The 25196-nt window shown below is 66.9% G+C and carries 17 protein-coding genes; 8 read left to right on the forward strand and 9 right to left on the reverse strand.

Features of this window, described 5'->3' with window-relative positions:
- Nucleotides 1-267: 267 nt before the first annotated feature.
- The 4 genes from EV580_RS16390 (at nt 268) to EV580_RS16405 (ending at nt 5869) form a co-directional block, all read left to right on the forward strand.
- The gene (locus tag EV580_RS16390; protein ID WP_133692280.1) at nt 268-990 is read left to right on the forward strand and encodes a DUF4189 domain-containing protein; all 723 of its coding nucleotides are present in this window, start codon (nt 268-270) and stop codon (nt 988-990) included.
- A gap of 157 nt (nt 991-1147) precedes the next feature.
- A complete protein-coding gene (locus EV580_RS16395; protein WP_133692281.1) occupies nt 1148-2284 on the forward strand; it encodes a zinc-binding dehydrogenase in 1137 nt (378 codons plus the stop codon).
- A 26-nt stretch (nt 2285-2310) separates the two neighbouring features.
- Complete coding sequence (locus EV580_RS16400) at nt 2311-5118, forward strand: AAA family ATPase (protein ID WP_133692282.1); 2808 nt, start codon at nt 2311-2313, stop codon at nt 5116-5118.
- Nucleotides 5119-5251: 133 nt separating this feature from the next.
- A complete protein-coding gene (locus EV580_RS16405) occupies nt 5252-5869 on the forward strand; it encodes a hypothetical protein (RefSeq protein WP_133692283.1) in 618 nt (205 codons plus the stop codon).
- A 125-nt stretch (nt 5870-5994) separates the two neighbouring features.
- On the opposite strand, the gene EV580_RS16410 is transcribed toward EV580_RS16405, so the two are convergent.
- The 4 genes from EV580_RS16410 to EV580_RS16425 are packed head-to-tail and all read right to left on the reverse strand — an operon-like array spanning nt 5995 to nt 10986.
- Nucleotides 5995-6663, reverse strand: a complete 669-nt coding sequence (locus EV580_RS16410) for a hypothetical protein (protein ID WP_133692284.1) — start codon at nt 6661-6663, stop codon at nt 5995-5997.
- Between the two features lie 30 nt (nt 6664-6693).
- Nucleotides 6694-7281: a methyltransferase domain-containing protein gene (locus EV580_RS16415; protein ID WP_133692285.1), complete on the reverse strand. Its 588-nt coding sequence runs from the start codon at nt 7279-7281 to the stop codon at nt 6694-6696.
- 55 nt (nt 7282-7336) lie between these two features.
- The gene (locus tag EV580_RS34645; protein ID WP_133692286.1) at nt 7337-10444 is read right to left on the reverse strand and encodes a non-ribosomal peptide synthetase; all 3108 of its coding nucleotides are present in this window, start codon (nt 10442-10444) and stop codon (nt 7337-7339) included.
- A 2-nt stretch (nt 10445-10446) separates the two neighbouring features.
- On the reverse strand, nt 10447-10986 hold the full coding sequence (locus EV580_RS16425; RefSeq protein WP_133692287.1) for a hypothetical protein: 540 nt from the start codon (nt 10984-10986) through the stop codon (nt 10447-10449).
- Between the two features lie 187 nt (nt 10987-11173).
- Here EV580_RS16425 and EV580_RS16430 point away from each other — a divergent pair, with 187 nt between their 5' ends.
- The 3 genes from EV580_RS16430 to EV580_RS16440 all read left to right on the forward strand — a co-directional run bounded on the left by EV580_RS16430 (nt 11174) and on the right by EV580_RS16440 (nt 15406).
- Complete coding sequence (locus tag EV580_RS16430; protein ID WP_133692288.1) at nt 11174-12484, forward strand: DegT/DnrJ/EryC1/StrS family aminotransferase; 1311 nt, start codon at nt 11174-11176, stop codon at nt 12482-12484.
- 61 nt (nt 12485-12545) lie between these two features.
- Nucleotides 12546-14042: an FAD-dependent oxidoreductase gene (locus EV580_RS16435; protein WP_133692289.1), complete on the forward strand. Its 1497-nt coding sequence runs from the start codon at nt 12546-12548 to the stop codon at nt 14040-14042.
- Between the two features lie 11 nt (nt 14043-14053).
- A complete protein-coding gene (locus tag EV580_RS16440; RefSeq protein ID WP_166654748.1) occupies nt 14054-15406 on the forward strand; it encodes a sugar porter family MFS transporter in 1353 nt (450 codons plus the stop codon).
- A 1-nt stretch (nt 15407) separates the two neighbouring features.
- On the opposite strand, the gene EV580_RS16445 is transcribed toward EV580_RS16440, so the two are convergent.
- From EV580_RS16445 to EV580_RS16460, 4 genes are all read right to left on the reverse strand, one after another.
- Nucleotides 15408-18779 carry an ATP-binding protein gene (locus EV580_RS16445; RefSeq protein WP_133692291.1) on the reverse strand — a complete coding sequence of 1124 codons (3372 nt, stop codon included), beginning with the start codon at nt 18777-18779 and terminating at the stop codon, nt 15408-15410.
- Complete coding sequence (locus tag EV580_RS16450; RefSeq protein WP_133692292.1) at nt 18772-19470, reverse strand: DUF4194 domain-containing protein; 699 nt, start codon at nt 19468-19470, stop codon at nt 18772-18774. The genes EV580_RS16445 and EV580_RS16450 overlap by 8 nt, the downstream gene beginning before the upstream one ends.
- Nucleotides 19467-20945 (reverse strand): DUF3375 domain-containing protein, encoded by a 1479-nt coding sequence (locus EV580_RS16455; RefSeq protein ID WP_133692293.1) that lies wholly within the window; start codon nt 20943-20945, stop codon nt 19467-19469. The genes EV580_RS16450 and EV580_RS16455 overlap by 4 nt, the downstream gene beginning before the upstream one ends.
- 157 nt (nt 20946-21102) lie before the next feature.
- On the reverse strand, nt 21103-21543 hold the full coding sequence (locus EV580_RS16460) for a nitroreductase/quinone reductase family protein (protein WP_133692294.1): 441 nt from the start codon (nt 21541-21543) through the stop codon (nt 21103-21105).
- A 94-nt stretch (nt 21544-21637) separates the two neighbouring features.
- Here EV580_RS16460 and EV580_RS16465 point away from each other — a divergent pair, with 94 nt between their 5' ends.
- The gene (locus EV580_RS16465; protein ID WP_166654749.1) at nt 21638-22201 is read left to right on the forward strand and encodes a TetR/AcrR family transcriptional regulator; all 564 of its coding nucleotides are present in this window, start codon (nt 21638-21640) and stop codon (nt 22199-22201) included.
- A gap of 88 nt (nt 22202-22289) precedes the next feature.
- Here EV580_RS16465 and EV580_RS16470 read toward each other — a convergent pair whose 3' ends face one another.
- Entirely contained in the window at nt 22290-25175 is a 2886-nt protein-coding gene (locus EV580_RS16470) for an MMPL/RND family transporter (protein ID WP_286171601.1), read from the reverse strand.
- Nucleotides 25176-25196 lie beyond the last annotated feature (21 nt).

Genomic DNA, 25196 nt, shown 5'->3' on the forward strand with positions numbered 1-25196 from the left:
AGGCCTGCCGCCCCAGCGGCCAGACCTAAGACACACACAAGAGTGTCAAGGATCAACCGAACTAGATCCGTCAACCATCAACCCACTCTGAACAGCCCTACTCCAGACGTGTATGACCTCCGTCGATCCTTACCTGGCGGATAGGAAACCCTGCCCTCGCGTCCGCGGATTCTGGCTTCGCGGCGATTCCCCGGCCTATTTGTTGAGCGCGACTATTGCCGCACGGGTTGAACAACAAGGGAACCCACCTACCTCAAGGACAAGACCATGACAACCACCGATCAGAACCGTGCCTGTTGGCCCGGTCAAACCATCGCCGCGATCCTGCTGACCGTGGCCGCAACCGTCGTCGCAATGGTGGGCGCCGCTCCGCAGGCGCACGCAGCCAACCAGTACATCGCACTGGCTCTCGGATACATCAACGAGAATCCGCCCGTCACGATGGCCGGCGGCTCGGCGATCAGCGGCAGCCAGGATCAAGCGGCGCAGGGAGCGTTGACGAACTGTGCCAACAACGGCGGCGGCCACTGCGTGACCATGGTCATCGGCACGAACGAGTGCGCCGCGGCCGCGTCGAACAACTACGGCGAAGAGGTCGGTGCTACGGGCGCTTCGGTTGCCGCGGCTTCGAGCAATGCCAAAGCCAAGCTCCAGAACCAGACGGGCGCGAAGGTCATCGTGTCGGGTTGTGCGAATGGCTCCACCACGCCGCCGCCGAACGACCCGCCGCCACCGCCGCCCGCGCCGAAGCAGGGGCCGACCGTCTCGTTCAACAATGTCGTCGGTGGCATCGAGGCTCACATCACCGACCGCAGTGGAGTGTCGTCGCAGTGCACGTACACGACCGACAACTACAACCGCAGCTTCGCTCTGCCGGCCAACGCGAAGTACGACCTGAGGATCGTCCCGGCGATTCCGCGATTCCGGAACTGGACCGTCACGATCACATGTGACAACGGCACGAAGACGACGGCGACGACGTTCTTCTGAGGATCGGCGTTGCCGTTGACCCGACAGCCCGGGCCGTGATGACACGGTCCGGGCTGTCAGGGATCCGGCCCGCCCAATCAAGCCGGGAACATTCCGTTCGCCGTCCCGAGTTCCTATCGTTTGACCATCCGCGAAAACCAGGAACGAGGCGTCGACGATGACCGCAGAACTCCCTGATACAGCCCTAGAACTGCGCTCGCTTGTCACCTCCGCCGGCACCCTGGAACTTTCGCTCCACGAGGTCGACGTTCCGAAGCCACAGGACAACGAGGTTCTCGTCCGGATCGAGGCTTCGCCGATCAACCCCTCCGACTTGGGCCTTCTCGTCGCCAGTGCCGACATGACCAAAGCGGAAGTGACGGGCACGAAGGACCGTCCCGTCGTGACCGCGCCTATCGAATTATCACCAGCCCTGAAGACGAGACTCGACCAATCCCTTCCGGTCGGCAACGAGGGCGCGGGCACCGTGGTGGCCGCAGGCAAGTCCGACAAAGCCCAAGGCCTCCTTGGCAAGACGGTCGGCATCGCCGGTGGCGCCATGTACTCCCAATACCGAGCGGTCGACGCAAACATGGCTCTCGTCCTGCCCGACGGAGCAACCGCCCGAGAGGGAGCGTCGTCGTTCGTCAACCCACTCACCGCCCTCGGCATGACGGAAACCATGCGGCGCGAAGGACATTCGGCCCTCGTGCACACCGCCGCCGCATCCAACCTCGGGCAAATGCTCGTCAAGCTCTGTCAAGAGGACGGCATCCCGCTGGTCAACATCGTGCGCAAGCCCGAGCAAGAGGACATCCTCAAGAAACTCGGCGCCACCCATGTCCTCAACTCGACGTCTCCGACCTTCAAACACGATCTCGTAAACGCCATCGCCACAACGAAAGCCACGCTCGCGTTCGACGCCACCGGCGGCGGCACGCTCGCCAGCGACATCCTCAACGCCATGGAGGAGGCGGCCAGCGCGACGGCGGCCGAGTACTCCCGATACGGGTCCAGCGTGCACAAGCAGGTCTATATCTACGGCAGCCTCGACACCAGCCCGACGGTGCTCACCAGAAACTTCGGCTTGGCATGGGGGATCGGCGGCTGGCTACTGACCCCGTTCCTCGCCACCGCGGGCGTCGAGACCATCGGCAAGCTGCGTGCCCGGGTGGCCGCCGAACTCACCACCACCTTCGCGAGCAACTACACCCGCGAGGTGTCCCTGGCCGGCATGCTGCAGCCCGAGGCGTTCACCGAATACGTCAAACGGGCGACCGGGGAGAAGTTCCTCGTGACCCCGCAGGATGACTAAGCCGCCCGCAATCCGTTTGAGTTCTCATGACGGTCATCAGCCCGAGCAGACCGGAGGCCCGGCCGTCACTACGATCGACACCTGTGAACCTTCGTGGTCGCGACCGCGAATGCCGGGCCCTTGACGCGCTGATCGCCAATGTCAGTGAGGGCTCGCAGGTCCTGGTCCTGCGAGGCGAAGCGGGCGTCGGCAAGTCCGCGCTTCTCGACTACGCCGCGGCACAAGCGAACGACGCCAAGGTCCTGCGCGTCATCGGCGTCGAATCCGACATGGAGTTGGCCTTCGCCGGGCTTCAGCAACTGTGCGCACCCCTCCTCGACCACATCGACGACCTGCCGGAACCCCAAAAAGCGGCACTCAACGTCGCCTTCGGGCGCGGACTCGGGGCCGTTCCCGACCGCTTCCTCGTCGGACTCGCGGTGCTGGGTCTGCTGGCCGCCGCGAACCAGCCGCTGCTCTGCATCATCGACGACGCCCAATGGCTCGACCAGGTCTCGGTGCAGACCCTCGGCTTCGTCTCGCGCCGACTGCTGGCCGAGCCCGTCGCCGTCCTCTTCGCCGTCCGCGACCGCCCCGATGTCCTGGCCGGACTGCCCGAGCTCAACGTCGAAGGGCTGTCCGACGCCGACGCCCGCGACCTGCTCGACGCGGTGATGCTCGGCGGTATCGATCCCCGCGTCCGCGACCGCATCGTCGCCGAGACCCGCGGCATCCCGCTGGCCATCTTGGAGGTGCCGCGTAGCGCATCGGCGACCGAGCTCGCCGGCGGATTCTGGATCTCCGGCAAGCGATCGTCGACCGCCGCCATCGAAGAGGACTTCGTCCGCCGGATCAAGACGCTTCCCGCACAGACCCAGCACCTGATGGTCGTCGCGGCTGCCGACCCCACCGGCGACGCCGCATTGTTCCTGCGGACAGCCGCAGCACTCGGCATCGCGGTCGACGCCCTGGGGCCCGCCGAAGCTGCGGGAATCATCGAATTCGGTCCGCGCATGCACTTCTGCCACCCGCTGATGCGCTCGGCCGCCTACCGCGCTGCCGACCTCACCGACCGCCGCCGCGTCCACCAGGCGCTGGCCGCATCCACCGACCCGCAAGACCCTGATCGCCGGGCCTGGCATTCCGCAAACGCGGCGCTCGGACCGGACGACGACGTGGCCGCCGAACTGGAGGCCTCGGCAGGCCGGGCGGCGAGCCGCGGCGGGGTGGCCGCCGCGGCTGCCTTCCTCGAACGGGCGACGGCCCTGACCGCCGATCCCGAGTTGCGCGGCACGCGGGCCATCGCCGCCGCCCACGCCAAGCGGGAGGCCGCCGCGCCCGATGCTGCTCGCGATCTGCTCGCCATTGCCGAGCAGGCGCCGCTGTCCGAATTGCAGCGCGCGCAAGTGGTCCGGATGCAGGCGCAACTTCAATTCGCCCGCAGCCGGGCCGGCGAGACCGGCGCCCCCCAAACCGGTGAAGCCGCCGCGTTGTTGCTCGCCGCCGCCCGCGGGCTGGACGGCCTCGACGATGAGCTGGCCTGCGAGACGCACCTCGAGGCACTGGCCGCCGCCATGTACGCCGGGCGGCTGGGGGAGCCCGGTCTTCTGGCCGACGTCGCCCAGGCTGGGCGCGAGGCGATCGCGCGCATCGGGGAGCCGCGGCGCCCGATCGACTTGCTGCTCAGCGGGATGGCCACCCGGATACTCGACGGGCCCGGCGCCGGTTCTGCGCACCTGAGCGCGGCTCTGGAGTCGTGGAACACGAACGCGCGCAACGAAACCGGGCCGGTCCAGCACTGGCCGTTCCCGATCGCCCAGGAATCGGCCGCCCACGAGCTGTGGGACGACGCGGTGCTGCAGCAGATCGCCACCGACATGGTGCAACGGGCCCGCGACGGCGGCGCTCTGGCGGTGCTGCCCTCGGCGCTGGTGTATCGCGCGGGTGTACACGTCTACACCGGCGAATTCACTGCGGCGGCAGCACTTCTCGAGGAGGCCGACGCGATCACCGCCGCGATCGGCCACACGCCGATGAAGTACCACTCGCTGACCCTGGCCGCCTGGCGCGGCGTGGCCGCCGAAGCGGTCGAGCGGATCGAAGCGGCCGCCGCCGACGGCCTCGCCAAGGGAGAGGGCCGACTGCTCGGTGTCAGCGGGTTCACGGCGGCGGTGCTGTACAACGGCCTGAGCCGGTACGACGAGGCGCTCAAATCCGCCCAAAGATGCTCTGAATACGAAGATCTCGGGTTTCACGGCTGGTGCCTGTTCGAACTCATCGAAGCCGCGGTACACGTCGGCGACCGCAAGTCCGCGCAAGCCGCGCTGCCACGGCTCGAGCAGCGACCCGGGACCAGCGGAACAGACTGGGGGCTCGGCGTGGTGGCCGCCGCCCGCGCCCTGCTGGCCGACGACGACGATGCTGAGCGGCTCTTCGTCGAAGCCCTCGACCGCCTCGAGGCAGCGGGCATCGGTCCGCACGCCGCGCGCGCCCGGCTCTGCTACGGCGAGTGGTTGCGCCGGATGAACCGCCGCACTGACGCCCGCGCGCACCTGGGCGAGGCCTACGCCGCGTTCACCCGGATGGGCGCCCAGGCCTTCGCCGAGCGGGCCCGTCGCGAGCTCGCCGTCACCGGCGAGAAGGTTCGCAAGCAACCGGTCAGCTCGGGAACCGAGCTCACCGCGCAGGAGGCGCAGATCGCGCGGCTGGCCGCCGAGGGGCACACCAACGCCGAGATCGGCGCCCAGCTGTTCATCAGCGCGCACACCGTCGAATGGCATCTGCGCAAGGTCTTCGCCAAGCTCGGCATCACCTCCCGCAGGCAGCTGCGCCACACCGCGGCGGCCGGGTACTGATTTATGCAACGAATCTGTGAAATAAACTCGCCCGTCCACCTCGTCGTTTACGCTCACTCTGGCCCTCCAGCGGGGGGTGGCCAGATGGGAGCGCGCCCTTATGAGTCCTGTTCACACGCGAGGAATCGTTCGAGTGACGGCAGCGGCCGTCGCGCTCGGACTGGTCGTGGCCGGTTGCGGTAAGGACGAAGAGAAGTCCACGTCGACGAGCACGTCGACCTCGACGTCAACCAGCACGTCGACGTCCACCACCACCAGCGCCGCGGAGCCGACGCCTGCGGCTGCCGGCAACTACGAGTCGCTGCTGATCAAAGCCGCCGACATCCCGGCTATCGGCAACGCGCCCTGGACGGGTGATGCGCCGAAGACCACCCTGGATCCCGCGCCGCCGGACGTCACCCAGACCTTCTCGTCCGGGACCAACGCGATCAACGTGTCGATCATCATCGCCGACGACGCCGCGCAGGCCGCGACGGCGCTGACCGGTGCCGCGAACAGCGTCCCGTCCCAGGTGACCGGTTCGCCGGTGCCGCTGCCGGCCGTCACTCCCGACGCCACCGTCACCATCGGTACGTCGCCGGACGGCAAGTCAGCGATGGCGGCCCTGCTGTTCACTGTCGACCGGACCGTCGCGGTGATCGTGTTTGGCAGTGGGCCCGGCGATCTCAGCCCGGTCCCGCAGGACTACGCCGAGGCTGTCGGTAAGGCTCAGGTCGCCGCGATCCAGGCGGCCCTGCCCAACCTGAAGTAACACGTCGCGAAAAAAGGCCAGGGGCGTTGCGCCCCTGGCCTTTTCGCGTCTAAGTACCCAGCGAGTGTGCATTGCGATCCGCGCGCAGCGGCGTGTTGCGTACGAAACCGCACACTCGCGCTGTTCTAGATGCCCGACTTGGAAGGCCCGCGGAACCTGCGGAACCGCGCATTCAGGCTCGGCGGCAACGCCTGACTCAGGGGCGGATGCGGCGTCACCGGAATCGGCATCGTCCGGCCCCGCGCGCGCACGACGACCGGCACGTCCATCATGTTGCCCAGGACGCGGATCTCCCGTTTGGCTTGCTCGCGCGCGATGAACAACAGATCGAGCGGGTACCAGAGGCCGACCCACGCCACGACCAGGAACACCCCGTTTCCGAGTAGGCCGTGCACCACTTCGCCCATGACCGGGCGGGTGAACTCGTAGGACAGCGCGACGCCGATGAAAAACAGCAGCGAACCGCTGAGCAGCGCCCGCTTGCCCTGCCGCCAGATCAGGTTGTGTTCACGGATGGCCCGGCGCATGCGCAGTTGGCAGTAGCGGCGCACGGCCAACACCACGTTCGCGGCCGTTTCCTCGGGCACCTCGCCGGCGACGTTCAGCACGATGCGCTGCTCGGGCAATACCTGCCGCTGCGCCAAGAACCGCTCCACCAGCTCGTCCATCCCGCTGTCGATGCGGTGCGCACCGGACAGCAGATCGCGTGGATCGACGGAGAACAGCTCGTCCACGGTGTCGAGCTCAACCACCACATCAGTCGGGGGCACCCGCGGTGTGCCGAATAGCTTCATCGCGCCCCCTCAATAGCGTTGGCGCACGCCCTACTTGACGCTGAAGACGTCGAACATCGGCTCTTCGCGCTCGAAGACGAAACCGGCGTTGGCCAACTGCTCGCGCCACCACTCCTTGGGCCGGGTGGTCTTGCGCCACACGTCGGGCAGGTCCTGGCGAGTGCCCTCGTAAAAGATCGACGCCAGCAGATACCGCCGGGTCAGCCGGCGAAGGCCCGCCAAGACCTCGGGAATCTTGTCCTCGTCGACGTACATCAGCGATCCGAGCGAGAAGTTGGCGTCGACTTCACGTCCGCGGCCGTCGGCAGCCCCCTCGTATCCCATGACTTCGCAGGGCAGGCCGTTCTCCCGTGCGATCTCGACGGCGTACTCGCTGACGTCGTACCCGACGGCGTCGACCCCGGCCGCGATCAGCTCCTCGACGAGATACCCCTTGGCGCAGCCCCAGTCGTTGGCCGACGTCACATTGTTCTGCTCGCAGAACTCCCGGCCCGCCGCCCACGGCAGGTAGTTGTCGTCGCCGTTGCCGTCTTTGCGGTATCCGCGATAGCCGGTGGCTTTCAGGTCATCGAAATAGTCGAAGCCGAAGTCCGTCCGAACCGAGTCTTCCGAGGTCATGGGGGGCACGGTACCACCCGATGGGCGACAACATGTTTGACTTCCTGACGAATTCTCAGTGTGTCAGCAGCATTGCGCGGATCTTCTCCGCCAGCACGCTCGCCATCGTTTCCAGCGACTCGGGTCGGTGGTTCGGGCGCGTGTAGAACAGGTCGATCCGCAGACCGTCGTCCATCAACGACGCGTATACATGCTTGTGGAAATCGGCCGGATTGTCCGACCCGACGCTGTCCTGCATATCGGCGAGCCGGGCCGACATCGGCGGGGTGAACATCTCGCCGTCATAGCTGGCTTCCCAGATATCGCCGACGTAGTTGAGCAGGGTCGTGACCTGATCGAAGCGGGCCAGCTCGGCAACCCGCGGATCGTCGGAAAAGTACCGCAGCGCACTATGTCCCAGCCCGTGGTGCGGCACCGCCTCCCACTGCTCGGTCACCTGCTCGAGAATGCGCGGCAGGTCGTCGAGGGGACCGTCCGGAAGCCGGACGGTGATCGGCGTGTGCGTGACGAACCACCCGACGGTGCGCGACACGTCGGCGCCCGGGATGCAGGTCTCGCGGCCGTGGCCCGCCAGATGGAACACCAGGCTGCGCTGACCGGACATCTCGTGCGCCGTCAACGCCAACCCGGCCGTGATCGCGTGGATGGCGGTCGGGTGGAACAGCCCGCCGAGCCGATCCCGGGCCTCGTCGACCTCGTCGGGGGACAGCAGCGGGATCCGCAGGTGTGCCAGGTCGTGCTGGAACGCGACCGCGTCGGCATCGTCCTCGGGGAAGGGGGCGACATCGCGGGCCTGCTCCAGCCAGTACTCCCACTGCGCGTCGCCGGCCGGCCCCCGCGCATAGTCGATGAGCGCGTCGACCCACTGGAAGAACGGTGTCGACTGCGGCGGCAGAGCGGGCTCGCGTCCGCGCGCGCAGGCGATGTAGGCGGTCCGGAGATCTTCCAGAATGATCTCCAGCGACCTGCCGTCGTTGATCAGGTGATGCACGGCCAGGGCGAGGTGATGCCGGGTGCCATTGGGATCATCGAACAGGACCGCGGCGATCGTGGGACCGTCGTCGATATCGAGTGAATCATGCAGGCGCTCAACCTCATCGTGGATGACGTCGATCTGCTGGTCGTCGTCACCGGCGGGCAGCTTGACGGTGCGGACCAACACCTCCAGCTTGGCGGTGTCGAACTCGTGGCGGGCGTGCACCTGGCCGTCTGTCGTGCGGTGGAAGCGCAGCCGCAGAGCTGAGTGATGGTCGATGACGTATCGGAACGCGTCGCGCAGGATGTCGGGATCCAGCAGGGCAGGCAACCGCGCCACGAAACCGACATTGAATTTGTTGGGATTGACGCGGGCCCAGCTGAAGTAATACTGCTGCATGGGATTCAGCGGTGTATCACCTTGCGGTACAGGAAGATTGACAGCGGGCGGCGCGGAGCGCGCTCGCTCGGCCAGCTCCGCGAGCGTCACGTGGTCGATGAGGTCCCTCGGCGTCAGCCAGTAGCCGGCAGCCCTGGCGAAGATGCTGATCCGCGCCGCGAGAAGGGAATCCCCGCCGAGTTCGAAGAAGTCGTCGTGGATGCTGACGGCTTCGAGTCCCAGGGTCTCGCACCAGATCTTGGCCAGCGTCTCCTCGACCTCGTCGCGCGGGGCGATGAGGTCGTCGCGGATACCCTCCTGGGCTGCTGAATCCGGTGGCGGCCACGGCAGCGCGCCGCGGTCGACCTTGCCCGACGTGCGCACGGGCAACTCGTCGAGGCGGACCAGGCGTGGTATCAGTGCGGCGGGCAAGGTCTCGGCCAGCAGGCTGCGTACACCCGGCAGGTCGAATTCCGTTTCGGCACTGGCGATGTAGCCGACCAGCAGGGGAGTGCCGTTGGCGGTGTGGCGCACCGCCGAAGCGCCTGCGACCACGCCCGGCAGCCGCATCAGTGCGGCGTCGATCTCACCCAGCTCGATGCGGCGCCCGCCCAGCTTGACCTGATCGTCGGCCCGTCCGACGAAGTACAGCCCGCCGGGTTGCTGGCGCACCAGATCTCCGCTGCGGTAAGCCCGCGTCCAGCCCAGCGTCGGCATCGCCGCGTACTTCATGGCGTCCTGATCGGGATCGAGATACCGTGCCAACCCGACGCCGCCGATCACCAGCTCGCCCGTCTCGCCGTACCCGACCGGGTTTCCATGGGCGTCGACCACCGCCAAATCCCAGCCCGCCAGCGGCAGCCCGATACTCACCGGCCCCGCACCGTCGAGCCGCGCGGCGCACGCCACCACGGTGGCCTCGGTGGGACCGTAGGTGTTCCAGACCTCGCGACCGGCCGAGTTCGCGCCGGCCGCAAGCCGTTCGGCGAGCTCGGCGGGACACGCCTCGCCGCCGAAGATCAACAGCCGCACCCCGCTCAGGGCCGCACTCGGCCACAGCGCCGCCAGCGTGGGCACCGTGGACACCACGGTCACACCGCGGCCGGCCAGCCACGGGCCGAGGTCGGGGCCGCTGCGCACGAGGGACCGCGGCGCGGGCACCAGGCACGCACCGTGCCGCCACGCCAGCCACATCTCCTCACACGAGGCGTCGAAGGCGACCGACAGTCCCGCTAGCACCCGGTCGCCGGGCCCAATCGGGTTGTCCTGCAGGAAGATCTGCGCTTCGGCGTCGACGAACGCCGCGGCGTTGCGGTGGGTGACGGCGACACCCTTGGGCGTGCCGGTCGATCCCGAGGTGAAGATGATCCAGGCATCGTCCTCGGGTGACGGCGCCGCGGTGTCGTGGCGCGGGGATGCGCCCGCGATGCCCGTGTCGGTGACCACCGCGACGACGCCGGCCTCGCCGAAGACCAGCGCGGCCCGCTCGTCGGGATCGTCGGCATCGACCGGTACATAGGCCGCACCGGCGGCGAGGATCGCCAGGATCGCCACATAGAGCTCGGCCTTACCCGACGGCATCCGGACGCCCACCCGATCGCCCCGACCGACGCCGTGAGCGCCCAGACGTGCCACCTCGGCGTCGATGCGCCCGATCAGGTCGGCATAGCTCAGCTGCACCGTTCCGTCGTCGATCGCGGCGGCGTCGGGGTATCGCGCGGCGGTGTCGTGGAGGATCTCGATCAGGGTGCGAGGGGCCGGCGCGTGCGATGACAGCAGGTAGTGGGCTGGCACGTCAGGCGTCGGCACGCCTAACGCCGCTGGATGTAGACGAACTGCGTCTCATCGATCTGTTGTGGGGGGAAGACCGCCTCCAGCGGCGACCCCAAGCCGCTGGTGGTCGATCGGGTGACCGCCCCCAGCTCGAGGACCGATGTCGAGGTCTCGATGGCGATGCTGCAGTAGGACTCGAACGTGCCGCCCTCGGGTTCCTTGAACCAGAAGGCGCAGCCCGCGGGCCAACCCGTCAGCCAGGCATGTCGCCCGCCCTTGACTTTGGCCGTCCCACCGGGCGGGATCTCCATTCGCTCGAGGTGGTGGGCGGCGTCATCGGAGGTGACAGATTCCTTGACGACCTCTTGGTCGAAATGAACCTCGGTCAACGCAATGTCGACAATGTTGTCGTCCGCCGAGATCTTTCCCACGACGATCGGTTTGTCGTACTTGTTCACGATGGAAAATTCCCAGCCATCGGAATTCGAACCGAAAGTCATGTCCCGGTTGCCGACTCGTGTCAGGAGCTCGTTCATCGAGTCGATCGCCTCTGACGTCCATTGCGTGCCCTCGGCCATCACGGTCCTTCCTGTCGCGGGAAACCCCGCTGACAACCTACGACGCAATCACGCTCGGCGGGGAGATGGCCGCGAACTGGCATCTGATCAGCGCCAGAAATTTACTCCGGAGCCGCACCCAAACCCGGCATGGCTGCGGTACCTTCACTGCGAATCCGCAGGTGACGAGTCCGAAAAGGAAGCTCACATGACAATCGACCGTCCCAGCACCGACACCCTGGCGATCGACGGCGGCACTCCGATCCGGACGCAGCCACTGCCATGGGAGCTCCCGGGTGCCCATTGGATCGGTCAGGAAGAGCGCGATCTGGTGCTCAGCGTCGTCGACGCCCAGAGCCCGTTCCGCTTCTACGGCCCCGACCCGCAACATTGCGTGGAACGGCTGGAGTCGGCGTGGCAGGAGAAGTTCGGCCATCCCTATGCGCTGGCGGTGAACTGTGGCACCGCAGCCCTGCACATCGTGCTCGCCGCGATGGGCGTCGGCCCGGGCGACGAGGTTCTGGTTCCCGGCTACATGTGGGTGAGCTGTCTGGGCGCGGTCGTCCGGCTGGGGGCGATCCCGCGGCTGGTCGACATCGACGACACCTTCTGTATGGACCCGGCCGACGCCGAGGCCAAGATCAACGACCGCACGAAGGCGATCCTCTTCGTCAACATGTCAGGCGCGCCGGGCCGCAATGCCGAGATCGCCGAGATCGCCAGCCGGCGTGGGGTTTACCTGCTCGAAGATTGCGCCCAGGCGATCGGAGCCTCGCAGAACGGCAAGCCGGCGGGCACGTTCGGGGACGCCTCGATCTTCAGTTTCCAGCTCAACAAGAACATCACGAGCGGCGACGGCGGCATGATCGCCTGTAAGGACGAGGACCTCTACAAGCGCTGCTATGCCATCCACGATCTGGGCTATCCGCGCAACGACGCGGGCCGGCTGGACACCGTGGACCCGCGCTACCAGCTGTGGGGTGTGGGCGCCCGGATGTCCGAATTGCAGGGTGCGATGGTGCTGGCGCAGCTCGGCAAGCTCGACCAGATCACCCGTGCGATGCGCTCGGCCAAGTGGGACATCCGAAAGGCGTTGAGCGAGATCGACGGTCTGGGATTCCGCAATGTCATCGATCCGGCCGGGGACAGCGGACCGTTCCTGATCACCACCTACCCGGATGCCGAGACCTGTGAGAGGTTCACCGCCGCACTGCGGGCCGAGGGTATCGAAGGCCCACCCGGGAGCCTGACGTGTGTGCCGATGTCGGGCTGGGGGTTGCACTGGTACTTCAACAATCCCAGCCTGGTGCACAAGCGCTCGTTCTCTGAGCAGGGGTTCCCGTGGACCCATCCCGCCAACGCCTTCGCGGCCGAAATCGACTACAAGCGTGGGCTTCTGCCGGTCTGCGACGAGATGAGCGATCGCGCCGCGCTGCTCTCCATCGCGTCGAACCTGGCCGGTGGCGACGTCGACGACATCGTCGCCGCCTTCCGCAAAGTTGCGAGTGCCGTTCTCTGACTTGCCATTACCGCCGACCCCCCTCACTGACCGCTGGAAAGGTACATCGGAAGTGCACATCATGGAAAGCGTCGTCGAGAGCAGTCTGGACTCGATCGCGGCGGCGTCCGACAAGATCGACTGTCTGGTCATCGGCAGTGGCACCGCCGGTGTGACCACCGCACTCTCTCTGGCCAAACAGGGGCTCAGCGTGGTGATCCTCGAGGCCGGGCCGTGGGTACTTCCCCAGCATGTCGGCACCTCGCCGCTGCGCAGCCAGGAGGAGATCGTTCCGCAGATTCACCATCTGGTGAAGTACGGCACCGCCTGGCATGACAGCGAGACCATCGAGAACACGCGAGGCATCCTGCCGTCCAACAACAACGCGTGGTCGCTGGTCGGTGGCCGCACGGTGTTCTGGGGCGGCTGCACACCACGCTTCATCGAATCGGATTTCGCGGATTGGCCGTTCGATCTCGCCGAGCTCGAGCCGTATTACGAACGGGCCGAGGAGATCATGCACGTCTCCGGCAGCGGCGGCGACGACCGGCCGCCGTTCATGGACAGCCCGGCCCAGGCCCGGCTGCTGGACGCGCTCAACGATGGTGGCATCGAAGCCCGTCCGGTGCCGCTGTGCGTCGACACCGGTGCGGCCCGAAACGGCTACATCGCGCGCGGCTTCGACTGTTCCATCGACCGTCTGCTGCGCAGCGGTCGGTTGGTGCAGTTCGACGGCAGGCCCGGCGTCTCACTGGTGGCCGAGGCTGTCGCGACGTGCCTGCATCAGGATGGCGACCGCATCTCGGCGGTGACGGTGCTGGACCGGCGCCGGGACCGCAAGGTCGACCTGCACCCACGCCACATCGTGCTGGCCGGCGGCGCGATCCAGTCGACCCGGCTGGCCATGTACTCCGAACTCGACACCGGCAGCCCCGATCTCGGCAAGTACATCGACGACCACCTCTTCGTGCAGAGCGTGATCAAGCTCGACAAGCCACTGGAAAGTGCGGCGGCCTACCTCATGGTCGACCCCACCGACGAACGTCGGTACCACGTCCAGATGCAGGGCGCGTTCAAGGAGACGTGGTACTCGCCCTACCACGCCACGGTGTGGCTGGACACTGAAGAGGACGGCGAATACTTCCTCTGCTATTGCTTCGGCATCGCCGACAACCAGCGCGACAACCGGCTCGAGCTCTATCGCCAGGCCGATCCGACGTCGGGTGGCATGCGTGACTACCACGTCGTCTACGACCGTTCGCCCGGCGACGTCGCGCTGCTGCAGGAGATGCAGGACTTCATGCCGAAGGTCGCCGAGCTGATGGGCGGCAAGATCCACAAGATCCAGGTCAACAAGCCCGGTGCGGCGCTACACGAAGTCGGCGGGCTGCGGATGGGTGCGACCCGCGACGACGGCGTGACCGATTCGGCCGGACGGTTCTGGGGCATCCGCAATCTCTCGGCACACGACTCCAGCATCTGGCGCGGCCAGGGCACGGCCAACTCCTACCTGACGATCACCGCGGTCGCGCTGCGCTGCTCGGAGTACCTGGCAGCCGATCTCATCTCCGCCGGCTAGGACCGTCGGCCGTGTCGGTAGCGCCCCAATCCAGCCAGGGCCCAACGCGTCTCGCAGCGTTGCTCGCGGCGGTGGCGGCCATCGCTGGATTCCTCATCGGCTATCACACGGGAGTCATCGCGGGCGCCCTGGAATTCATCGGCGAGGAGTTTCATCTCGGGGACCTGGCCCGCGGCGCTGTCGTCACCGCCGTTCTGGTCGGCGGCCTGGTCGGTGGCATCGCGGGCGGTCCGCTCGCCCGGCGGCTGGGCCAGCGGCCCGCGCTGATGATCACCGCCGTCGTCTTCGCCGTCTGCGCGGCGGGCAGCGCGTGGGCGTCGGGTCCGTGGGTGCTGGGCGCATGGCGGTTCGGGCTCGGCCTGGCGGTCGGCGGCGCGACGATGGTGGCGCCGCTCTACGTCGCCGAGACGGCACCGAGCCGCTGGCGGGGTGCGCTGGTGTCGGCGTTCCAGCTGGCCATCACCAGCGGCATTCTGGTCAGCTACCTCGTCGGCCTGGCTTTCACCGGCTCGGGTGACTGGCGAATGATGTTGGGGCTTGGTCTGATTCCGGCCGTACTGCTGCTCATCGGCCTGGTCTTCCTGCCGGAGAGTCCGCGCTGGCTGCTGTTGGCCGGTCGCGAGGACGAAGCACGCAACGCCTGGAACACGCTGAGCCGCGAACCCTGGTCCGAGGACGACATCTCCGTCATTCGTGCCGGCGTCGGCCAAGGGCACGGACGGTTCCGGGATCTCTTGACCCGCCGCATGCGGCCCGCGCTGATCATCGCGGCCGGTCTGTTCGTATTCACGAATCTGTCTGGTATCGACGCGATCCTGTACTACGCGCCCGTCATCTTCCGGGAGGTCGGGTTGGGCGAGACCGGGCCGATCCTCGCGACGGTCGGCTTGGGCACCATCAACGTCGCCGCCACCGTGCTGGCCATGTGGCTGGTCGACCGGGTCGGCCGCCGGCCGCTGCTGCTGTGGGGCCTGGCGCCGATGGCGATCTCTCTGGTGATTATGTCGGCATGCCTGCTGCTGGATTCCAGCGTCGGCGGGCTCGCGACGATCGTGTGCCTGGCCATCTTCATCGTCGCGTTCGCGGTCAGCCTGGGTCCGCTGCCCTACGTGCTGATGTCGGAGATCTTCCCGTCGGCGGTGCGCCCACTGGGGATGGCGGTGGCCGCCGCCACCGCGTGGGGCGTCAACGCCGTTGTGTCCGTGAGCTTCCTGCCGCTGGCCGGCGCGATCGGCATGTCCGGCACCTTCTTCGTGTTCGCCGGCGTGTGTGCCGTCGCCTTCGTCTTCGTCTACCGGCTGGTGCCCGAGACGAAGGGTCGCACGCTGGAGGAGATCGAACGCAGCCTGCTGCACGCCGGCTGACTCACACCGTCGCGGGCACCCGCTCTCGCGCCGCCGTGCTGCGCATCTCGGCCCGCAGGGTGGTGAAGTCCGAGATCGTCTTGGCCGCAATGGTGGCCACCGGGCGCGCGTTGCGACTCGTCGCTTCGGTCTTCGACACCATGATCACGCTGTCGATGTAGGGCTGAATCGTGGTGGCGTTCTGCACGGTCGCCACAATGACGAGCTGGAAGCCGAACTTCCGGAACGCCTGCAGCGCCTGCTGGGCGAACTGCGGATCGGATTTGGAGAACGCCTCGTCGAGCATCAGCTGCGCGAAAACCGGCTTGTTGTCCGCGCTTTCCGGATTGGCGAGGTTGAAGCTGAGCGCACCCGCCAGGCAGAACGCCATCAGCTTCTCCTGCTCACCACCGGAGTTGTCACCGGCGTTGCTGTGCGTGCGGATCAGCTCCTCGGTGCGGACATCCCATTCGGCGCAGTCGAACGTGAAGCGGTTGCGGACGTCCAGCGCGTCCCGTGTCCACGCCTTGTCCTCCGGCGCCGTCGACGCGAGCCGGTTGCGCAGCCGCAGGATGTCGGCGTACTGGTCCAGGATCGCCTGCTTGTCACCCAGACCGACCTCGGCGATGCGCCGGGAGATCGCCCGCACGATCTCGGTCAGTTCGGCGACCGCGGTCAGGCTGCGGGGAGTGGCGCGCAACGTCAGCCGGGTGCCGCTGTTGAACTCGACCGCGCCCAGACCCGTGTTGACCCGGTCGATCTGCTCGCTGATCCGCCGCGTCTCCTGCTCGGCCACCCGATGCAGCGTGAGGATCGCGTCGGGCGCCTGCTCGGTGACCAGCCGCATCATCCGCTCGTAGGCCTCGGGCAGCTCGCGCTCGTCGATGTGGCGACACAGCGCCACGTAGTCGTGCACCCGCTCATCGAAGACCTCGCTGTCGTTCGGGATCGCGTCGGGAAACGCGGTGTCGAACGTGTTGAGGATCCGGGCCAATTCGTCATACGACCGCCTGCGGCTTTCCCGTAGTTGTTCGCGTTCCCGGCGGATCGTGTTGAACACCGCCTCGCGGTGCGGTTCGGGATTGAGCACCTCCAGCGACACCGGCACCAGCACGGCATAGCGGTTCAGCAGCTCGGTCAGCGGCTCGGAGACGAACGGGGGCGCCAGCCGGTCCTGCAGGTCGAGCAGCTGGGTGCGCCGCGCGTCCAGATCGTCGCGCCGGGTCTGGATGGCCCCGCGCCGTGTCATCAGCGTCTGGATGTCCTCCCACACCTCGTCGGCGCGGGCGTTGAGCGCCTCGATGTCGGGGTTGTCGGCGAGCAGCAGTTCGTACTGCTCGCGCAGCCGGTCGGCGTGCCCGTCGGCGGTGTCGATGTCGACCTGATTCCACTGCGGGAACTGATCGCAGATCGCCTTGCACGCCGCGGACCGGTCCCGCCACTGCTGCCGTTGTGCCGCAATATCATCGGCGGCCCGCCGCGCCTGCTGAAAGGCCTCTTCGGCATGAGCCAGATCGACAGTCAGGGCGTCGATCTTGGTGGCGAGCTCACCCTGGTAGATGTAATCGGACTGTTTGAGCGGACGCCGGTCGTCCTTGATGGCCAGCCGGTCGGAATCCTTGTACAGGCCGGCGTCGGTGACCGCACGCCGGAACCGGGAGAACACATCGGGGGTGTCCACGCAGATGTGGTCGCCCGCCGCGGCGATGACATCGGCCGCTTCGGCCGCGCACGGGTGGGTCGGGTCGACCAGAAACAGCTTGCCAGCCAACGTGTTCGGGTCAGCTTCGACCGGATCGGTGCCGACGAGCGAAGCGCGCACATGATGCAGCTGCAGCCGCCCGCCCATGTTGGTCTCGTTGACGAACCGCAGCACCGCGGAGTACTGCTCGTCGGGCACCAGCAGTCGCAGTCCCACGCCCCGCAGCACCTTCTCCACGGCCACCCGCCAGCGGCTCTGGTCGGGTCGCAGGTCCATGAGCTCGGCGATGTAGGGCAGCTCGCCGGGGTCGACACCGACTGCGGCGCAGATGTGTTCGCGCATGGTGATGGCGAACTCGGGCAGGGCCGAGCCGACGTGCTCGACCCGCTTGAGCTCCTTGGCGGCATCGTCGCGGGCGATCCGCGCGGCCTTCTGGGCGTACTCGGCGTCGGTGGACGCCTCGCGGCCCCGGTCCAGTTTGGCCAGCAGTTCGGTGACTTCGCCCGCGAGTTCCTCACGCAGATTCCAGAACTCGTCGGCATCGTCGGGCACGTCGATGTCCTGGGCGTTGAGCATCGATTCGTAGGCGGCCCGCCGGCGCGACACCTGCTCGGCCTGCGCCTCGGCGCCGGCCACCTGCGACTGCAACGGTCCCAGGTTGGCGCTGGATCCGCTGATCTGCGCGTTGAGCGAATCACCCTCGGCCTTCGCGAGATTCAGCTGACGGGTGACGTCCTCGTACTCGTTGCCGAGCTGATCGATGGTGGTGTCCAGCGAGGCGATCTGCGGCGAGCACTGTGCCAGCCGGACGTGGTCGGTGTAGGCCCGCACCATCGGCTGGTCCACCAGGTCGATAATGCCCAGATCGGAGGACTCCGAGGCGTAGCGCTGCTGGATCTTCTCGATATCGCCGAGGATCTTGCGCTTGCGCTGGGCGACGGCCAGCAGCTCGCGGGCCTCGACCAGCGGGTCGATCTGCTTGAGGGCTTCGGGCAGCCGGGTCAGGCTGCTGGGCTCGTCGAGCATGAATTCCCGGACGAACTGTTCCAGTCCACCAACGCTTTTCAGTGACTTGGCCTTGCCGAGCAGCTGCTGGGCGGCGTCGGAGGCGCGGATCCCGATGGTGGCGTACAGCTGGGCCAGATACTGCGATTCCACCTTGGTGGAGAACCGCCATTCGTCGTCCTTGAACACCCCGGAGTCGAAACGCCCTGCCGCCCAGCGGTTGCAGACGTCCTCGATATCGCGCGGTCCGTCGGCCAACACGAACCGGCTCGACGAATCCGAGCGCGATTCACCGGTGAGCCATTTCAGCACCAGCCCGGTCACGGTCCGGCCGGTGTTGGAGGTGTAGCTGACCGCGATGGCCGACCATGCGGTGCCTTCCCCGCGCAGGTACATCACCTTGCTGGTGCCGCCGTCGCTGCGCTGCCCCCACGCCCCGCGCACGTATTTGTCGACGGTGCGACGCCCCGCGCTGGAGCCGGCGGCGGTGTTATCGCCGGAGGCATTGAAGTTACGCCGGTTGAAGGGCAGGAAGCCGAGCGAAATCGCGTCCAGCAGAGACGATTTCCCGCTGCCGGAGGCGCCGGCGATCAGGGCGCCGCCGTCGCTGAACGGGATGTCGTGGTACCCGTCGAACACACCCCAGTTGATGACCTGCAGTCGCGACAAGTGGAACTGTTCAGCCATCAAGCTGGGTCTCCTGTTCGTCGCGCTCCGGTGTGGCGCCGCCGGACAGCAGCAGTTCGAACTGCTGCTGCAACTCGGCGATCACCGAAGCGGTCATCACGGCGTTGATCACCGGGCTGATGGTGTAGCTGTCTTCGTCGTCGCGGGTCTTGCGCAAGATGTCGAGCCCGGCAAGGCGGGCGATCGCGGCGTCGATGCGGGCGGTGAAGGTGACGGTGTCGCGGTCGACGTCGTTGAGCACGCCGGCGAACAGCCCGTGCACCTCGTCACGACTGATCAGCACGGCCTGGCCGCCTGCGGCGCGCATCATCTGCGCCAGGTGCAGCGCCAGGATGGAGTCGTAGGTACCCAGCGGTTCGCGGCGCAAAAGCTTGACGCCCCTTGCGGATTCGTAGCGCGCCTGTTCGATGAATGCGATATCGGTGCCGTCCACGATCCGCAGCATCAGATCGAGCTCGCTCAAGCGCACCGACAGCTGCGCACGGTATTCCAGCACCCAGCTGTACAGGTCCTGGTCGGCTTCGGCGCTGATGTAGCGGCGGGTGAGTAGCTGTTGCAGTGCCCAGCAGGCCCGGTCGGGCAGCTCGCTGACGTCGCCGTCGAAGCGCGGACGCCGTTGGTGCGGGGTGCGGGCGGTCTGGTCGACCTGGGGCAGCGCGTTGAAATCGATATCGGCGTCGGTTGTCGTCATGCGCTGGCTCCCAACAGGCTGGAGATCGGTTCGGTGAACACCAGGTGTGGAACCTCCATCTCGCGGTCACGTCCGTCCAGCGACTGGAACCGCACGGTGACCGACTCCGCCGGCGCCGCCGCGTCCGGTTGTTTGAGCGCCCAGGACCACAACACGATGACATGACCCAGATACGCGGCATCCAACATCTCCACAGCGTCGGGCAGGGACAGCCGCCCGCCCGCGTCGATCGCGGTGTTGATCATCTCCGACATCGCGGGCGCGTCGACCTGGGTGGTGAGCGCGGCGAAGCTGGACAGGTCGAGCTCGCCCTCCGCGGCCTGGGCGGGCTTGGGATTGGACAGGTCGCCGATCCGAAAGCTCAGTGCGCCAATCGAACTGATGGCGTGCCGGGCCAGCGGGAGCTCGATGTCGAGGCGCGAGTCGGTGAGCGAGCTCTTGAGAAGTGCTCGTGCGGCGCCGATCGCGTCGCCCAGCTGACGGGCCACCCCGCGGCTCTGTTCCAGGGTTCCGAACGCGGTGAACCGCTTGACCCGCTGGGCGCAGCGCTGCTGGATGCGCTCCACCTCGTCGATCTGCTGGCCGACGAGCTCGAAGAACCCGGCCATCACCTTGCGCAGCGCGGGGTCCAGCGCGGGCAGGGCGTGGGCGACGGCCAGGACGTCGGCCTCGAACTCGGCGCGCTGATCGGGATCGTTGATCATCCGCAGGAAGGCGCGGTGGCTGTCGCGGCCCTGGGAGTCCCAGGCGGCCTGGTAGTCGGCGTACATCTGCCGCTGCCGGTCGCGGTAGGCCAGGTTGGAGTCGATCGGCTCGTCCAGGGCTGCGGTGGCCCGCTCGATCATCGTGCCGTACTGGCCGATGTCGGTGATCAGCCGTTCCATCTGCAGGGCGATGGCGTGGGCTTCGTCGTACATGTCGGTCATATCGACGTCGGCGGAGCGATCGCCGAGGTCCTCGCCGCGTTCCAGGGCGTCGAGCTCGGCCTGCAGCGCCTCGATCTCGGCCTGGATGCCGGCGCGGATGCGGACCGGGTCGTTGCCGACGCGCAGGGCGATCTGCTTGAGCCGGGCGGCGATGCCGTTGATGGACCCACCGGTGGCGATGGTGTCCTGGCGGCGCAGTCCGCGCAGGAAGTCCAGGGCGCGTCGGGCGTCCTGGGTGAGGTAGCAGAGGTTGCGTTCGATACCGCTGCGCTGGTCGGCCACCCGGTGCAGCCAGCCCTGGCTGGCCCAGCTCTTGATCAGGCCGAGGCCGGACTGCTCACCGCCGGGGCGGCCGAGGTCGTCGAGGTCGCGTTCCAGGCGCACCACCAGCTCGGTCTCCGGGATCACGCCGTCGCTCAGATGGCGTTCCATCAAGGTGGCGTAGCCGCCGAGGTTGAGCGTGGCCAGCAGCCGGATCGTGGGGGAGCCCTGGATGTCGCGATTGATTTCGAGGAGGTCTGCGGCCGACAAGGTGGTGTCGTCGTCCACGCCGTTTCCCCCTCGATGTAGTTGGTCGGACGGTCCAACATAAGGGATCGCGGGGACATCGGACGACGCCCGTGGGCGGGTGTCGGGAGCGGATCTGGAAAGCTCTGTCACAGGTGTCTCAGGAGTCCGCCTGAGTCACCCTAGCCCCAGTTCTAGGTCAGTCGGTGAAGTCGATCCGAACGCTGATGGGGTCGGACTGCAGTGCCTTGAACGTGGCGGTCACCAGGGGCGTCAGCATCGCGGACGTGGCAAAGGTCCGTGCTCGCGCGGCCGGGTCGTCATCGGGAACGAAACGTGCTGTACCGCTTCGCCATCGATTGCCCTGCCGGATGCGGACATTCGGGTCGTCGGCAACATTGAGCGCCCATCCGGACCGCCGCCCGTGCTGGGAGATCACCCACGCGCCGGTCTCGTCGAAGCGTGCCGACACGGGCACCGGCCGCCACTGGCCCGACTTGCGGCCCATGGTCTGTAGTTCCGTCGCGAACGTGGTGCGCAAGCCAAGGCGTCCGAGCAGCGCGACAGTCGGGTTCGCGACGTAGCGACCGACGAACCGCTCGCGGCGAAACTTTCGTAGTGCCTGATTGGCCGTGCTCATGACGGTCTCCCTCTTCGATCAAGTAGACCGATCGATCTACTATGACTGTGAGGATAGTAGACTGATTGGTCTAGTGCAACGGACGGAGACTGCGATGTCTGCTCGACAACGCTTCATCGACACCACGATCGCGCTTGTGCGCCGGCGCGGAGTGGGCAGCGCGAGCGTCTCGCAGATCCTCGAGAACAGCGGGCTGGCGCGCCGGACCCTCTATCTGAATTTCCCCAATGGAAAGCCCGAATTGGTCGCAGCCGCAACGGAATCCGCTGCGGCTGGGTTTACCTCGATGCTCGAAGAGATGGTCGCCGATGGAGACCCGATCGCCTCCGTCGAGGCGTTCGTCGGGGCGTGGGAGGCTGCGCTGGCCGGCGATGATTACTGCGCCGGATGTCCGATGGTCGCCGCCACCTTGGGTGGTACAGAGGCGCCTGCGGCGGCTCAGGCGGCGGCGAATGCCTTCACGCAGTGGGTGCGCCTCATCGCCGGGCCGTTGGAACGAGCCGGACTCGAGCCGGAGTCCGCCGAGGACCTGGCCACCACCGTGGTCGCGACCATTGAAGGCGCGGTCATTATGGCGATCGCGGCTCGATCGGCAATCCCGTTGCAGCGTGCTGGGCGGGATCTGGCGACGCTGATCCGGGTCAAGCTCGCGGCCTAATTCGGCGCCGCGAGTGTGCGTTCCCATACGCCGGCAGCGGCGTGTCGCGTACGAAACCGCACACTCGTGGAGGGGGCCGCGCTGAGAGCTACCGCAGCAGCTTGCCGCTGTGCCGGGTGGCGAGCGGCCGGGGCCGCACGGTTCGCGGCCACCAGAACCAGCGGCCCATCAGCGCGGCGATCGACGGCGTCATGAACGCCCGCACCACCAGCGTGTCGAACAGCAGGCCCAGGCCGATCGTGGTTCCGACCTGAGCGACCACGATCATGCTGGACAGCGACATCGCCATCATCGTGAACGCGAACACCAGGCCGGCGGCCGTCACCACCGAGCCGCTGCCGCCCATGGCGCGGATGATGCCGGTGTTGATGCCGGCCGGTATCTCTTCCTTCATCCGGGCGACCAGCAGCAGGTTGTAGTCGGCGCCCACGGCCAACAGGATGATGACGGCCATCGCGATCACGACGAATTGCAGCGGCATCCCGAGGATGTGCTGCCACACCAGGATCGACAACCCGAACGACGTCCCCAGCGACAGCACGACGGTGCCGACGATCACCGCCGCCGCGACCAGGCTGCGGGTGATCAGCAGCATGATGATGAAGATCAACGACAGCGCCGCCAGCCCGGCGATCCGCAGGTCGTACTTGTTGCCGTCCTGCATGTCCTTGAACGCCGATGCGGTGCCGCCCAGATAGACCGTGGAGCCTTCCAGGGGCGTGCCCTTGATGGCTTCGAAGACGGCGGCTTTGATCGCGTCGATACGGCTCATACCCGCCTCCGACATCGGGTCGTCCTCGTGGGAGATGACGAAGCGGGTCGCGTGGCCGTCGGGGGAGATGAAGTTCTTCATGCCCCGTTTGATCACCTCGTTGTCGAAGATCTCCGGCGGGGCGTAGAACGTGTCGTCGTTGAGCGAGTTGTTGAACGCGGCAGCCATGGCCGAGGAATCCTCGTTCAGCGCGGCCATCTGATCCTGCATCCCGGACTGCGACGCCTGCAGTGTCAGCATCATGATCCGCATCCGCTTCATCGACTCGACCGACGACTTCATCAGCGGAATCATCTGGGGCATAACCGAATCGAGCCGATGCATGTCGGGAAGCAACTCTTGGATGTCGTCGGTCATGGTGTCGACTCCGTCGAGTGAGTCGAACGTCGACCGCACCGCCCAGCACAGCGGGATATCGAAACAGTGCGGCTCCCAATACAGGTAATTGCGGAGCGGGCGGAAGAAGTCGTCGAAGTCGGCGATGTGGTTGCGCAGGTCGGCGATATCGACGTACATGTCGTCGGTCTTGGCGACCATGTCGTGCATGGTGCCGCTCATCTTCTGCATCAAGTCGATCATCTGCGTCATCGTGTTGATGGTGTTCTGCATGTCCTCGCCCTGGACAAGCATGTCGGCCATCCGGTCCTGCATGTAGGAGCGGTTCATCGTCTGCAGCGACCCGCTGATGCTCATCTGAGCTGGAATTGTGCTGTATTTCAGCGGCTTTCCGTCAGGCCGGGTGATGGACTGCACGCGGCCGATACCGGGGACCTTGGCGACGGCCTTGGTGATCCGGTCGATCACCAGGAAGTCGGCCGAGTTGCGCAGATCCTGATTGGTCTCGATCAGCAGCATCTCGGGATTCATCCGGGCGGCGGGAAAGTGTCGCGCCGCGGCCGCCAAGCCCTGGTTGGCCGGCATATCGGCCGGAAGATACTTGGCGTCATCGTAATTGGGCTTGTAGCCGGGTATCGCGACAAGGCCGATCAGTGCGACCATGACCGTCGCGAACAGCACACCGGCGGGCCAGCGCACGACGAGTGCGCCGAGCTTGCGCCAGAACCGGATCCGCATGGCCCGCTTGGGTTCCAACAGTCCGAAGCGGCTGGCGACGGTGACAATCGACGGGCCGAGTGTCAGCGCCGAGAGCACCGCGACGACCATGCCGATGGCCAGCGGGACACCCAGCGTGCTGAAGTAGGGCAGCCGGGTGAAGGACAGGCAGAACGTCGCACCGGCGATCGTCATACCCGAGGCCAGCACCACATGGGAGGTGCCGCGAAACATGGTGTAGTAGGCCGACTCCCGGCCCTCGCCATCGGAGCGGGCTTCCTGGTAGCGGCCGATGAGAAAGATGGCGTAGTCCGTGGTCGCGGCGAGCGCGAGCGGCACCAGGATCTGCGTGACGAACGTCGTCAAGCCGATCACGTTGTGCCAGGCCAGGAATGCGACCGCACCCTGGGTCACCGACAGGCCCATGACGAGGATCACCAGCACGAGCCCGACGGTGACGACCGAACGGTAGAAGAACAGCAACATGAAGATGATGACGGCGATGGTGGCGATCTTCACCACCTGAATGCTCTTGGCGCCCTCCAGCAGCTGGTCGGCCTGCATGGCCGAGCCGCCGGTCACGAAGACCTTGACGCCCGGGGGCGGAGGCATGTCCTTGACGATCTTCTGGACCGCCGCCACAGACTCGTTGCCCAGGGATTCACCCATGTTCCCGCCGAGCGCGACCTGGACGTAGACGGCCTTCTGATCGGCGCTGAGCGCACCGGCCTCGGTGAGCGGATCGCCCCAGAAATCCTGGACATGCTTGACGTGGGTGGTGTCGGCCCGCAGGGCGGCGACCAACTCGCCGTAGTAGCGGCGCGCGTCGTTGTCCAGGGGGCGGTCGCCCTCCAACACGATCATCGCGGCGCTGTCGGTACTGGATTCCTCGAAGACCTTGCCCGAGCGCATCATCGCGATCACCGCGGGGGCATCCTTGGGAGACACCGACACCGCCCGCTCCTCGCCCACGACGTCCAGCGACGGGACGAACACGGTGAGAAGGCCGATGAGGACGAGCCAGCCCAGGATGATCGGCACCGCCAACCGGCGGATCCACCGGGCAACCCCCGGTCGCCGTGGCTGATCGGCGGAGAGCTCACCGTGCCGATGCGGCACCTCGGTGTCAGTCCCCACGGCGACAGTCATAGCAGACCGCGACGCGTCCCG

Source organism: Mycobacterium sp. BK086 (assembly GCA_004362315.1).
GTDB lineage: Bacteria > Actinomycetota > Actinomycetes > Mycobacteriales > Mycobacteriaceae > Mycobacterium.